Here is a 13,033-nt window from a genome sequence, read left to right as displayed (position 1 = left end):
AGGACCCATGAAGCTCACCGGACTTCTCCCGCTGCTGCGCCGCGACCCGGCGATCGCCGACGCCGTCAGGCTGGCCGGCGAACCCGTCCTCCCGCCCCTGGTGCACGTCAACGTGCCGCTGGGCGTGCGGGCCCCACTCGCCGCGGAGGTGGCGGCCACCGGCCGACCGCTCGTCGTCGTCACCGCCACCGGCCGTGAGGCCGACGAGGCCGCAGCCGCGCTGCGTCACTTCCTCGCCGACGACGACGTCGCAGTCTTCCCCGCCTGGGAGACCCTGCCGCACGAGCGGCTCTCGCCCCGCAGCGACACCGTGGCCCGGCGGCTGGCGGTGCTGCGCCGCCTCGCGCACCCCACCGCCGACGGCGGGCTCTCCGGCGAGATCAAGGTTCTCGTCATGCCCGTGCGCGCCCTGCTGCAGCCGGTCGTGCAGGGGCTCGGCGAGCTCGCGCCGGTCTCGCTCGCGGTGGGCCAGGAGGCCGACCTCGAGCAGGTGGCCGCGGACCTTGCAGCCGCCGCGTACACCCGCGTCGACATGGTCGAGCGGCGGGGGGAGTTCGCCGTGCGGGGCGGCATCCTCGACGTCTTCCCGCCCACCGAGGACCACCCGATGCGGCTGGAGTTCTGGGGCGACGAGGTCGAGGAGATCCGCTGGTTCGCCGTCGCGGACCAGCGCTCGCTCGAGGTCGCCGAGCACGGCCTGTGGGCACCGCCGTGCCGGGAGATGCTCCTGACCGAGCAGGTCCGGCAGCGCGCGGCCCGCCTGGTGGAGGACCTGCCCGGCGCCGCCGACATGCTCGAGCGGATGAGCCAGGGCATCGCCGTGGAGGGCATGGAGTCCCTCGCGCCGGTCCTCGTCGACGGCATGCAGCCGGTGCTCGACCTCGTCCCGGGTGACGCGCTCGTCGTCCTGTCGGACCCGGAGCGGGTCCGGCGCCGCGCCCACGACCTCGTGGCCACCACGGAGGAGTTCCTCGCCGCCGCGTGGGCCTCCGCCGCGCAGGGCGGGAAGACCCCGCTCGACCTGCGGGCCGCGTCCTTCGCCGACCTGGCGGAGGCGCGCGCGCTCGCGCTGACCCGCGGGCTCGGCTGGTGGTCCTTCTCCGCGCTGCCGACCGACGCCGAGCTCTCTGACCCCGGGCTGGCCGGTCCCGAGTCCGACGCCGAGCCGGCGCCCGGTGCCGCCGGCGAGGACGACGGCGTCGAACGCGCCGGCGTCCGCCGCGGCCGTCCGCGGGCCGACCGGCCCTGCGTGCGGCCCCTCCGCCGTCGCCATCCGCGTCAGTCCGGCCGTCGCCAGTCGCCGGAGCGGCCGCCGGACTTGGCGACCACCTTCACCCCGGTGATCTCGGCCGAGCGGTCGACGCCCTTGACCATGTCCACCACCGCGAGCGCCGCCACCGACACGGCGGTGAGGGCCTCCATCTCCACCCCCGGTGCGGTCGGCGGTGCGGACCGTGGCGGTGACGACCACGCGGTCCTCGGCCAGCTCGAGGTCGACCACGGCCCCGTGCACGCCGATCGTGTGGGCCAGCGGGAGCAGCTCGGGGGTGCGCTTGGCGGCGGCGATCCCCGCGATGCGGGCGACGGCGAGCACGTCGCCCTTGGGGACGGTGCCCTCGCGCAGCGCCGTCATCACGGTCGGGGAGCACCGGACCTCGCCGGTGGCGACGGCCTCGCGGACGGTGGGCTGCTTGGCGGTGACGTCGACCATCCGGGCGTGCCCGGCGTCGTCGAGGTGGGTCAGGCGGATCTCGCTCACGGCACCATCATGACGGTCACGACGTCGCCCTCCGCCACGGCCTCGACCTCCGCGTCGACGATCGCGAGGGCGTCCGCCTCCGCCAGCGACGCCACCAGGTGCGACCCGGATCCCCCGGAGGAGGCGGGGCGGGCGAGAAGGTACGGTCCGCCGTCGTCGTCGGGACGGTCGTCCAGGACCACGGGCATGTACTGGCGGCGTCCCGGCGGGCACCGCCAGCCCTCGGCGGCCACGGCGTCGACCAGGACCGGCTGGAGGGTCTGGGGCGCGGCCGTCGTCCCGCGGCCCGCCATGACCCGCAGCGCGGGCTCGACGAACACCATGAAGCTGACGAAGACGCTGACCGGGTTGCCCGGCAGGCAGAAGGTCGGCACGCCGCGGCCGTCCTCGTGGAGAACCCCGAAGCCCTGCGGCTTGCCCGGCTGCATGGCCACCGTGGTGAAGGCGACCTGGCCGAGCGGTGCGAGGACCTCCTTGACCACGTCGTACGCCCCCGCGCTGACGCCGCCGGTCGTCACGATCGCGTCGACCCGGGCCAGGCTGTCCTGGAGGCGACGGCGCAGCGCGTCCGCGTCGTCGTCGACCGCCCCGAGGGGCACGGCGGTCACGCCGAGCGTCTCGGCCAGCGCCGCCACCATGGTGGAGTTCGAGTCCGGGATCTGCCCGTGGGCCAGCGGCGCGCCGGGCTCGACGAGCTCCGACCCGGTGGAGAGCACGCCGAGGCGCACCCGCGGGTGGACCGGGAGGCTGCCGTGACCGGTGGACGCGGCGGTCGAGAGGTCGCGGGGGCGCAGCTCGATCCCCGGCGGGGGACGACGACGGGCGTCGCGCTCACCCGCGGCCCGCGGCCGCCGCGGCCAGCCGGGCCGCCTCGTCCATCTCGACGGCGGAGGCGATGACCGGACCGAGGTCGCCGTCGAGCACGTGGTCGAGGTTGTAGGCCTTGTAGCCGGTGCGGTGGTCGGCGATGCGGTTCTCGGGGAAGTTGTACGTCCGGATGCGCTCGGAGCGGTCCACGGTGCGGACCTGGGATCGGCGCTGCTCGGAGGCGGCGGCCTCGGCCTCTTCCTGCCGGGCGGCCAGGAGCCGGGCGCGCAGCACGCGCATCGCCTGCTCCCGGTTCTGCAGCTGGGACTTCTCGTTCTGCATGGACACGACGATGCCGGTGGGCACGTGCGTGATGCGCACGGCGGAGTCGGTGGTGTTGACGGACTGCCCGCCCGGGCCGGAGGAGCGGTAGACGTCGATGCGCAGGTCGTTCGGGTCGATCTCGACCTCGCCCGGGTCGTCCACCTCGGGCAGCACGAGCACGCCGGCCGCCGAGGTGTGGATGCGGCCCTGGGACTCGGTGACCGGCACGCGCTGGACGCGGTGCACGCCGCCCTCGTACTTCAGGTGGGCCCACACGCCCTCCGACGGGTCCTGCGGCACGCCCTTGGTCTTGATGGCCACGGAGACGTCCTTGTAGCCGCCGAGGTCGGACTCGGTCGCGCCGATGACCTGGGCGGACCAGCCCTGCCGCTCGGCGAAGCGCAGGTACATGCGCAGCAGGTCCCCGGCGAAGAGCGCGGACTCCTCCCCGCCCTCGCCCGCCTTGACCTCCAGGATGACGTCGCGGGCGTCGTCGGGATCGGTGGGGACGAGCACGCGGCGCAGCTCCTCGGCCGCCTCGTCGCGGGCGGCCTCGAGCGCGGGAAGCTCCTCCGCGAAGGCCTCGTCGGCCTCGGCCAGCTCGCGGCCCGCCGTCAGGTCCCCCTCGGCGCCCCCGCCACGCGCGGTAGGCGTGCACGATGCGCCCGAGCTCGGCGTAGCGGCGCCCCAGCGTGCGGGCACGTCCGGCGTCGGCGTGGACGGACGGGTCCGCCAGCGCACGTTCGATCTCGGCGTGCTCGGCCAGCAGCGGCTCGACGGCCGCGAGGTCCTCGCTCATGCCTCTCCCTCGGTGGTCCGCCCCCCGGGACTGCGGACGATCTGCGGTGCTACGTACGACGACGCCGGCGGGGAGCCGCGGATCGTGTCCGCGGCGTCACCGCCGGCGCCGGTCGGGTCGCTACTTGCTGCGCTTGCCGTAGCGGGCCTCGAAGCGGGCCACACGGCCACCGGTGTCGAGGATCTTCTGCTTGCCGGTGTAGAAGGGGTGGCAGGCGCTGCACACGTCGGCGTGGATCTCGCCGGACGTGGCGGTGCTGCGGGTGGTGAAGGTGTTGCCGCACGTGCACGTGACGGTGGTGGTCACGTACTCGGGGTGGATGCCCTGCTTCATGTCTCTCCTAGGTTCGTGAGTGCCCCGGGTCGGGCGCGAGGGACGCGTCCGTGAACCGGAGGCCGACGAGATATTGTGCCAGACCGCACCTGACGGCCGGAACCTTGTTGTCAACGCCGCGGGCGTCCGCCCTGTTCCCGCCTGGGCGGACGGCCCGCAGATGTGAGCGACGTCTCCGCGTCAGCGGATGGCGAGCTCGGGCTCGTGCGTGGGCGTCGGCGTCGTCTTCTGCACGGTCATGAGGAACTCCGCGTTCGACGCGGTCTCCCGCAGCTTGCCCAGGAGCAGGTCGATCGCCTGCTGCTGGTCGAGCGCGCCCATGACGCGGCGCAGCTTCCAGACGATCTTGAGCTCCTCCGGCGCCATGAGCAGCTCCTCGCGCCGGGTGCCGGAGGCGTTGACGTCGACTGCCGGGAAGATCCGCTTGTCCGCCAGCTGGCGCGAGAGCCGCAGCTCCATGTTCCCGGTGCCCTTGAACTCCTCGAAGATGACCTCGTCCATCTTCGACCCGGTCTCCACCAGCGCGGACGCGAGGATCGTCAGGGAGCCGCCGTTCTCGATGTTGCGGGCGGCGCCGAAGAACTTCTTCGGCGGGTACAGCGCCGAGGCGTCGACACCGCCGGAGAGGATGCGGCCCGAGGCGGGCGCGGCGAGGTTGTAGGCGCGCGAGAGGCGGGTCAGGGAGTCGAGGAGCACCACGACGTCCTGGCCCAGCTCGACGAGCCGCTTGGCCCGCTCGATCGCGAGCTCGGCGACGATCGTGTGGTCCGAGGCGGGCCGGTCGAAGGTGGAGGCGATGACCTCGCCCTTGACCATCCGCTCCATGTCCGTGACCTCCTCGGGGCGCTCGTCGACGAGCACCACCATGAGGTGGACGTTCGGGTTGTTCACGGCGATGGCGTTGGCGATCTGCTGCATGATGATCGTCTTGCCGGCCTTGGGCGGGGCCACGATGAGCCCGCGCTGGCCCTTGCCGATGGGCGACACGAGGTCGATGACGCGCGGCGTGATCGCCTTCGGGGTCGTCTCCAGGCGCAGCTGCTCCTGCGGGTACAGCGGGGTGAGCTTGCTGAAGTCCGGGCGCTTGCGCGACTGCTCGACGCTCATGCCGTTGACCGTGTCCAGGCGGACGAGGGCGTTGAACTTCTGCCGCTGGCCGGACTGCTGCTCGCCCTCGCGGGGCTGGCGCACGGCACCGGTGATCGCGTCGCCGCGGCGCAGCGCGTTCTTCTTGACCTGCCCGAGCGTCACGTAGACGTCGTTGGGACCCGGCAGGTACCCGGAGGTCCGCACGAAGGCGTAGTTGTCCAGGACGTCGAGGATGCCGGCGACGGGCAGCAGGACGTCGTCCTCGCCGACCTCGACGGGCTCGTCGAAGGCGAAGTCGTTGCCGCGGCCGCGGCGCTTGCGGTCACGGTCGCGGTTGCGGTCGCGGTTGCGGCGGCGCGAGCGCGAGGAGCCGTGCTCGTCCTCGTCCCGGCGGTTGCGGCTCCCCTGCTGGCCGGCGGACTGCTGGTCCTGCTCGCCGTCCCCCTGACGGCCACGACGGCGGGCGGCGGCCTCGCCGAGCGCGTCCAGGGCCCGGCGCGCACGCTCCTCCTCGCTCTCCCCGCCCTGCTCCGGACGGCCGGCGCGGTCGGCGAGCTCGCGCCTGAGAGCCTCCTTGCCTGACGCCGCGCGAGCTCGGCGTCGAGGTCGCGGTGCGTCGGTGCGGGCGCGTCGGGATGTCCTCCGGCGGAGGCGGGAACGAGGCCCGTGGAGGCGGGAGCGGCGGACGCGGCGTCGTCGTGGACGCGCAGCCGGCGGCGTCCGCGCGCGGCGGGGACACGCTCGTCCGTCCACGCGGCACCGTCCCACCGGCGCAGGTAGGAGGAGTCCTCCGGGTCCGGGTACCAGCCTCGGGCGGGTACCCGTCGTCAACCTTGTCAGCCACGATCTGCCCTTTCCGGCCCCCCTCGCCTCGTCTCGCCCAAGGTAGCTCACGCGAACCGAGACCGTCCGCAAAACCGTTACCGAGCTGTGGATCAGGCGGGCACAAGCTGTCACCGAACGGTGGAACGGCCGTCCGTAACGTTCTTGCCAAGCCTTCCGGACCACCACCGCACCGAATCGGAGAAGACCCATGAACGCTACCGCCGCCACCACCACGCCCGCCCGCCGAGGCCGTCGGGTCCTCGTCCCGCTCGCCACCCTCCTCGCCGCCGGCGCCGTCGCCGTCGGTTCGGGCGCGACCTTCACCTCGACCTCCTCCAACGCGATCAGCGGCGTCGCCTCCGGCACGCTGTCCCAGTCGAACTCCGCCGCGAACCAGGCGATCTTCAACCTCACCAACATGAAGCCCGGCGACACGGTCACCGGCCAGCTCACGCTGACGAACACCGGCTCGATCCCCGCGGCCTTCTCCCTCACCGAGAAGAGCTCGACCAACGGCTTCTCCACCGGCAACCTCGCCCTGAGGATCGAGGACACCACCGCCGGCACGGTCGTCTTCGACGGCAGCTTCGGCGACCTGGTCGACGACCAGAAGACCGAGCTCGCCGACTTCGCGGCCGGTGAGGCGCACACCTACAGGTTCACGGTCACCCTCCGCGAGGCCGCGAACAACAACGACGACCAGGGCAGGTCGGCGAGCGCCGTCTACGAGTGGGACTCCGTCCAGCTCGGCGGCGAGGACACCAGCTTCGTCGACGGCCTCCTCGCAGCCGTCCCCGTGATCGGCGGCTGACCCGCGGGCGGCCGACCGGTCGGCAGCGACCCCCTGACGCTGCCGCCCGCGCCCGCCGCTGAGCCGGCCGGGCGGCGCGGTGGTGGCGGGACCGCCCCGCCCGGGTGCGGACGGCGCCGTTCAGCCGAGCGGCGGACGCGCGTCCCGGTCCTGGCCGGGAACTGAGAGGGTGGAGGACCGTGACCATCACGACGACCCCGCCGCAACGGCGCGGAGCGCATCGACGCCTACCACCGGTGGTCGTTGTACCTCCTGCTGCTCACGATCCCGGTGCTGGCCCTCGGGGCGGTCGGCGAGGTCGCCGCCGACGCGCCCACGGCGACGGCGGTGTACGGGCTCGGCTCCCTCGTGCAGACGGCGCTCGGCCTGGCGGTGACGTCCACGGGGCTCAGGCAGGCCCTCGGCGGTGCGCGGGCGCCCCGCGGGCTGCTCGCCGGACTCGGTGCGGTGACCCTCGCCCTGGTGCTCGTCGCGACCCTCGAGGTTCCTGCCACCGAGTCGCTTCCCGGGCGCAGCGGGGCGATCGCCCTGGCGCTGGGCGTCGCGCTCGTCGCCGGCGCACCCTTGATGAGCACCCCCGGGGTGACGCTCGGCTCGGTCGCCGTCGCCGCGGCGGCCGCGCTCGAGCGCAGCCTTTCGGCAGTGCCCGGCGCGGTAGGGATCGGCACGCCGGTCGGGGCGTTCGTCGCCGTGGGTCTCCTGGTCGGCGGAATGGCCGCGACCTTCAAGCTGTCCGCCTGGATGCTCGGCGTCGTGTGGGAGCAGGAACGCAACCGTACCGTGCACGCGCGTCTCGCCGTCGCCGAGGAGCGGCTGCGCTTCTCCCGTGACCTGCACGACGTCGTCGGCCGCACCTTCTCCGCCATCGCGGTCAAGAGCGAGCTGGCCGCCGAGCTCGCGCGGCGCGGCCAGGAGGGTGCGGTCGAGCAGATGCTCGAGGTCCGCGAGCTCGCGCAGGACTCCCTCAGGGACGTCCGCGGCGTGGTCGCCGGCTACCGCGCCGCGGACCTGGCGGCCGAGCTCGACGGCGCCCGCTCCGTGCTCCGCTCCGCCGGCGTGGAGACCAGGGTCCTCGGCGACGGCGCGGCCCTCCCGGCACCGGTGCAGGAGGCGCTCGGCTGGGTGGTGCGCGAGGCTGTCACCAACGTGGTCCGGCACGCGGACGCCGCCCGGTGCACCCTCGATCTGGCCGTGGTCGACGCGACGACGGCGCGGCTGACCGTCCGCAACGACGGCGTGGGCCGTGCCGCCCGCGGTGGGTCCGGGTCCGGGCTGGTCGGTCTGCGGGAACGGCTCACCGCGGTCGGCGGCGAGCTCACCACGGCACGGGAGGGGGCGACGTTCACGCTCACGGCGGTCGTGCCCCTGGATGGGAGGATGACGGCACGATGATCCGCATCCTGCTCGCCGACGACGAGACCCTCATCAGGGACGCGCTCGCCGGCCTCCTCGGTCTGGAGGACGACCTCGACGTCGTCGTCACCGCGGCCTCGGGCGCCGAGGCGCTTGCCGCCGCCCGCAAGCACGCCCCCGAGGTCGCCGTCCTCGACCTGCAGATGCCCGACGGCGACGGCATCGAGGCCGCCCAGCGGATCGCCGCCGAGGTGCCCGGCTGCCGGTCCGTCGTCGTCACCAGCCACGGCCGCCCCGGCTACCTGAAGAAGGCCCTGGCCGCCGGCGTGTCCGGCTTCCTGCCCAAGACGGTCTCGGCCCGGGTGCTGGCCGACGTCGTCCGCCAGGTCCACGCGGGCGGACGGTACGTCGACCCCGGAGCTCGCCGCCGAGGCGATCAGCGCCGGCGAGTCTCCGCTCACCCCGCGCGAGGCCGACGTCCTCGAGCTGGCCGCCGACGGTGCGCCGGCCGAGGAGATCGCCCAGCGGGCGCACCTGAGTCCCGGCACGGTGCGCAACTACCTCTCCGCCGCCGTGACGAAGCTCGGTGCGGCGAACCGGCACGAGGCCGTGCACGTCGCGCGACGGCACGGCTGGATCTGAGCCGCCCGCCGGGCCGGGCCCCGCCGTCCCGGAGGCCCCCAGCCCTGCGACGACTACCATCGCGAGCGTGCAGCCACGAAAGCAGTCGGTCGTCTACCGGTTCCTCGTCGGGATGCTCCGGCCCACGATGACGTTGATGACGCGGCGGACGTGGCGCGGCGGGGAGCACCTGCCGGCCTCCGGCGGCTTCGTCGCGGTCGCCAACCACGTGAGCAACATGGACCCGCTGACCTTCGCCCACTACCTGTACGACCACGGCGCGGCCCCGAAGTTCCTGGCGAAGTCCTCGCTCTTCCACGCGCCGGTCCTCGGCAGGCTCCTCGCCGCCGCCGACCAGATCCCGGTCTACCGCGGGACCTCCCGCGCCGGGGAGTCGCTCGTGGCCGCGGAGCGGGCCGTCCGCGCGGGGGAGTGCGTCGGGATCTTCCCGGAGGGCACGCTGACCAGGGACCCGGACATGTGGCCGATGACGGGCCGCACCGGAGCCGCCCGCCTGGCACTGGCGACCCGGGCCCCCGTGATCCCGGTCGCCCAGTGGGGCGCCCACCGCCTGCTGCCGAGATACACCGCGCGCCTCCGGCCCTTCCCGCCCAAGCACGTCACCGTCGTGGCCGGGCCGCCCGTCGACCTCGGCGACCTCTACGACCGACCGCTGGACCAGGAGGTCCTGCGCGACGCCACCGCCCGGATCATGGCCGCCGTCACCGCCCAGCTCGCCGGGATCCGTGGCGAGGAGCCTCCGCCGCGGCCCTACGACATGCGACGCGACGGCGACCCCCCGCGCCGCCCACGACGCCGCCAGCGCCCAGCGGCTCGCAGCCCGCCTGGAGCGCCGTGCCGTGGCGGCGGCCGGACCGGGGCGCGTGCCGGGGGCGTGCGCCGTCACCGGAGCCTGGGCGGCCGACGGCGGGTGCTGGGCGCGGCGCTCGCTGACGATCCGGCCGTCCCGCATTCCGATCACGCGGCCGCACCAGGCGGCGACGTGCTCGTCGTGCGTGACGACGACCAGGCTGGCTCCGGTGGAGCGGGCGGCGCCCGTGAGGACCTCCAGCACCTCGCGGCCCGAGCCCTGGTCCAGGGCGCCGGTCGGCTCGTCGGCGAAGATGACGCCGGGGGGAGGCCGCCATGGCGCGGGCGATCGCCACCCGCTGCGCCTGCCCGCCCGACAGCTCGCCGGGCCGGCGCGACTCCATTCCGCGCAGGCCGAGCCGGTGGAGCCACGCGCGTGCGGCGGCCACGGCGTCGGGACGGCTCACGCCCCGCAGCATCAGCGGAAGGGCCGCGTTCTCGTCGGCGGGCAGCTCGGGCAGGAGCTGGCCCGACTGGAAGACGAAGCCGAAGTCGGTGCGCCGCAGCGCCGTGCGCGCCGCGTCGGGCAGCGAGCCGATCGGGCGACCGCGCCAGACCACCTCCCCGGAGGTGGGGCTGACCACGCCGGCGAGGCAGTGCAGCAGGGTGGACTTCCCGGACCCGGACGGGCCCATGACGGCCACCGACTCGCCGGCGCGGACGGTGAGGTCGACGCCGGCGAGCGCCGTCGTCGTGGAGGAGGCCGAGCCGTACGTCTTGGTCAGGGCGTGGGCGACGAGGTCGCTGGTGCTGGGCATGCCACCAGGCTCGCGCCGGTGGGGAGCCGGCGTCGTCGGACCCTGGGCGCGCGGGACCGGGCCGCCGTCCGACGCCGGTCGCGGCCCGTTCTACGCCGGCGGTCGCGGCGGGCGTCCACCCACGGGCTGACGCCTGCGCCGGTGTTCGCTCAGACTGAGGCCATGGACCTGCGACTCGCCCGCGTCTACGACAGCCCCGGGCAGGACGACGGCTACCGCGTGCTGGTGGACCGGGTGTGGCCGCGCGGCGTCAGCAAGGATGCCGCGAAGGTCGACCTCTGGGTGAGGGAGGCGGGGCCGTCGACCGGGCTGCGCCGGTGGTTCGGGCACGACCCGGAACGCTTCGGGGAGTTCGCCCGCCGCTACCGCGCGGAGCTGGAGGGGAACCCGGCCCTCGGGGAGCTGCGCCGGGTCGTCGCCGAGCATCCCGTGGTGACGCTGCTCTACGGCGCGCGGGACACCGAGCACAACCAGGCTGTCGTGCTCGCGGAGGTGCTGGGCGCCTGACGCCCGTCCCTCGGGCGCCGGCAGGGCCGAGGCCGTGGTCCACGATGTCGTCCGCCGTGCCTGCGTCGAAGGTGCCGACGTCCCCGGCCAGGTAGCGACTGCTCGGACACGCCGGCCAGGGTGTCGACCGGCCGTGCTACCTCCCGTCCGCGTCCGGGGGAGGGCCGGCGGTCCGCGGTCGCGTCGCCGAGCCGGACTGGTCAGACCCGGCAGGCCGAGGCCGGCGACGAGATCAGGGGATCTCCTTCCCGCGCTCGGGCGGGTTCGGGTTGCGTCCGCGGTCGAGGCGATCGAGGAGATCGTCCCGGCCACGCACCTCGGGGCCGGCGTACAGCGAGTCGAACAGGTCCCGGTTCGGCTCGGAGTGGTCCATCACGGCGACCTCGGGATGGTGCAGGTCGAACGCCGGACGCTCGGAGCGGATCCGTGGCAGCACGGTGAAGTTGTGCCGCGGCAGGGGGCACGAGGTGGCCCACTCGAGGGAGTTGCCGAAGCCCCACGGGTCGTCGACGAACACCGTCCGCGGCCCGCGCTGGGTGATGTAGACGTTCCACAGGAACGGCAGCGTGGACAAGGCGATGAGGAAGGCTCCCACCGTCGAGAGCTGGTTGTACAGGGTGAACCCGTCCTCCACCATGTACTCCGCGTAGCGGCGGGGCATGCCCTGGGCCCCCAGCCAGTGCTGGACCAGGAACGTCGTGTGGAAGCCGATGAAAAGGATCCAGAAGCTGATCTTGCCGAGCCGCTCGTCGAGCATCCGCCCGGTCCACTTGGGCCACCAGAAGTGGAAGCCGGAGTACATCGCGAACACGACGGTGCCGAACACGACGTAGTGGAAGTGCGCCACCACGAAGTAGGTGTCGTGGACCTGGAAGTCCATCGCGGGGCTGGACAGGATGACGCCGGTCAGGCCGCCGAACAGGAACGTGACGAGGAAGCCGAGGGCGAAGAGCATGCCGCGTCGAACGTGATCTGGCCGCGCCACATCGTGCCGATCCAGTTGAAGAACTTCACGCCCGTGGGCACGGCGATGAGCATCGTCATCAGCGAGAAGAACGGCAGCATGACGCCGCCGGTGGTGAACATGTGGTGCGCCCAGACGGTCATCGACAGCGCCGCGATGGTGATGGTGGCGAAGACGAGGCCCTTGTAGCCGAAGATCGGCTTGCGGGAGAAGACCGGGATGACCTCGGAGATGATCCCGAAGAAGGGCAGGGCGATGACGTAGACCTCGGGGTGGCCGAAGAACCAGAAGAGGTGCTGCCACAGCAAGGCTCCGCCGAAGTCGGGGTTGTAGATCTGGCCGCCGAGCACCCGGTCGATGCCCAGACCGAACAGGGCCGAGGCCAGGACGGGGAACGCCATGAGCACCAGGAGCGAGGTGATGAGGGTGTTCCACGTGAAGATGGGCATCCGGAACATGGTCATGCCGGGGGGCGCGCAGCGTGACGATCGTGGCGATGAAGTTGACGGCGCCGAAGATGGTCGCGAACCCGGTCATGGCCAGGCCGAGGACCCAGAGGTCACCGCCGAGGCCGGGGGAGAACATCGGGTTCGACAGGGGCGTGTAGGCCGTCCAGCCGAAGCTCGCCGCCCCCTTGGGCGTGAGGAAGCCGCCCACCACCAGCAGCCCGCCGAACAGGTAGAGCCAGTACGAGACCATGTTCAGCCGCGGGAACGCCACGTCCGGCGCCCCGATCTGGATCGGCACCATGACGTTGGCGAACCCCGTGAACAGGGACGTCGCGAACAGGAACATCATGATCGTGCCGTGCATCGTGAAGAGCTGGTTGTACTGCTCGTTCGACTGCACGAGATCGAGCGCGGGCGTGAACAGCTCGGTGCGGACGAGCATCGCCAGGACGCCGCCGACCAGGAAGAACATGAACGACGACGTCAGGTACATGTACCCGATGACCTTGTGGTCGGTGGAGGTCACCCAGGAGACCACGGTCCTGCCCCAGCTCTGCCTCTCGGGACGCAGCCCGGGCAGGGGAGGAGGCACGGTGCGGGGCGTCGTCGTCAGGGCCATGGTGCCCTCCCAGGAAGTCGGACCGGGTACCCACTCCGGTCCAGAGTCCTCCCGTTGCCCGTCCCGCGCAACGGTTCCGGGCCGCTGCGTCCCGCTGCGCCGAGGTCCGGCGCCGGGCGGCCCCGCGGCCCGCGTCGGTCCGGTT

At 73.4% G+C, this 13,033-nt stretch carries 8 protein-coding genes and 6 pseudogenes; 7 read left to right on the top strand and 7 right to left on the bottom strand.

The annotated features are described in order from the left end of the window. Window positions 1-7: 7 nt before the first annotated feature. Window positions 8-1,195, top strand: a pseudogene (locus DA06_RS18950) (transcription-repair coupling factor); the annotation flags it as partial. Window positions 1,196-1,278: 83 nt separating this feature from the next. Here the strand turns inward: DA06_RS18950 and moaC are convergent. From moaC to rho, 5 genes and pseudogenes are all read right to left on the bottom strand, one after another. Next, window positions 1,279-1,750 (bottom strand): annotated as a pseudogene (moaC, locus tag DA06_RS18945) (cyclic pyranopterin monophosphate synthase MoaC). A gap of 5 nt (window positions 1,751-1,755) precedes the next feature. Then, window positions 1,756-2,475 (bottom strand): molybdopterin molybdotransferase MoeA, encoded by a 720-nt coding sequence (locus tag DA06_RS18940; protein ID WP_418608093.1) that lies wholly within the window; start codon window positions 2,473-2,475, stop codon window positions 1,756-1,758. Window positions 2,476-2,590: 115 nt separating this feature from the next. Then, a pseudogene (gene prfA, locus DA06_RS18935) lies at window positions 2,591-3,689 on the bottom strand (peptide chain release factor 1). Window positions 3,690-3,809: 120 nt separating this feature from the next. Next, window positions 3,810-4,022 carry a 50S ribosomal protein L31 gene (gene rpmE, locus DA06_RS18930; protein ID WP_043503093.1) on the bottom strand — a complete coding sequence of 71 codons (213 nt, stop codon included), beginning with the start codon at window positions 4,020-4,022 and terminating at the stop codon, window positions 3,810-3,812. 180 nt (window positions 4,023-4,202) lie between these two features. Next, on the bottom strand, window positions 4,203-5,864 hold the full coding sequence (rho, locus tag DA06_RS18925; protein WP_418605737.1) for a transcription termination factor Rho: 1,662 nt from the start codon (window positions 5,862-5,864) through the stop codon (window positions 4,203-4,205). Between the two features lie 280 nt (window positions 5,865-6,144). Between rho and DA06_RS18920 the strand changes: the two genes are divergently transcribed. The 4 genes and pseudogenes from DA06_RS18920 to DA06_RS18905 all read left to right on the top strand — a co-directional run. Then, window positions 6,145-6,747, top strand: coding sequence for a TasA family protein (locus DA06_RS18920; protein ID WP_052436973.1), 603 nt, complete (start codon window positions 6,145-6,147; stop codon window positions 6,745-6,747). 243 nt (window positions 6,748-6,990) lie between these two features. Further along, window positions 6,991-8,139 carry a histidine kinase gene (locus tag DA06_RS18915; RefSeq protein WP_052436972.1) on the top strand — a complete coding sequence of 383 codons (1,149 nt, stop codon included), beginning with the start codon at window positions 6,991-6,993 and terminating at the stop codon, window positions 8,137-8,139. Further along, window positions 8,136-8,742: pseudogene (locus DA06_RS18910) on the top strand (response regulator). The gene DA06_RS18915 and the pseudogene DA06_RS18910 overlap by 4 nt, the downstream one beginning before the upstream one ends. Window positions 8,743-8,854: 112 nt before the next feature. Continuing rightward, window positions 8,855-9,262: pseudogene (locus DA06_RS18905) on the top strand (lysophospholipid acyltransferase family protein); the annotation flags it as partial. Window positions 9,263-9,443: 181 nt separating this feature from the next. On the opposite strand, the gene DA06_RS18900 reads toward DA06_RS18905, so the two are convergent. After that, window positions 9,444-10,226 carry an ABC transporter ATP-binding protein gene (locus DA06_RS18900; RefSeq protein WP_418608091.1) on the bottom strand — a complete coding sequence of 261 codons (783 nt, stop codon included), beginning with the start codon at window positions 10,224-10,226 and terminating at the stop codon, window positions 9,444-9,446. On the opposite strand from DA06_RS18900, the gene DA06_RS18895 reads away from it, so the two are divergent. Together DA06_RS18895 and DA06_RS18890 are read left to right on the top strand one after the other, a co-directional pair. Further along, window positions 10,225-10,479: a hypothetical protein gene (locus tag DA06_RS18895; RefSeq protein WP_418605735.1), complete on the top strand. Its 255-nt coding sequence runs from the start codon at window positions 10,225-10,227 to the stop codon at window positions 10,477-10,479. The genes DA06_RS18900 and DA06_RS18895 overlap by 2 nt on opposite strands. Before the next feature lie 32 nt (window positions 10,480-10,511). Beyond that, window positions 10,512-10,856: a DUF488 domain-containing protein gene (locus DA06_RS18890; protein WP_418605734.1), complete on the top strand. Its 345-nt coding sequence runs from the start codon at window positions 10,512-10,514 to the stop codon at window positions 10,854-10,856. A 232-nt stretch (window positions 10,857-11,088) separates the two neighbouring features. On the opposite strand, the pseudogene ctaD reads toward DA06_RS18890, so the two are convergent. After that, window positions 11,089-12,888 (bottom strand): annotated as a pseudogene (gene ctaD / locus DA06_RS18885) (cytochrome c oxidase subunit I). Window positions 12,889-13,033 lie beyond the last annotated feature (145 nt).

Origin of the sequence: Georgenia sp. SUBG003 (genome assembly GCF_000715355.2) — a bacterium.
GTDB lineage: Bacteria > Actinomycetota > Actinomycetes > Actinomycetales > Actinomycetaceae > Georgenia.
Note: the sequence above shows the minus strand (reverse complement) of the source record. Positions and strands in the feature narration are given on the sequence as shown.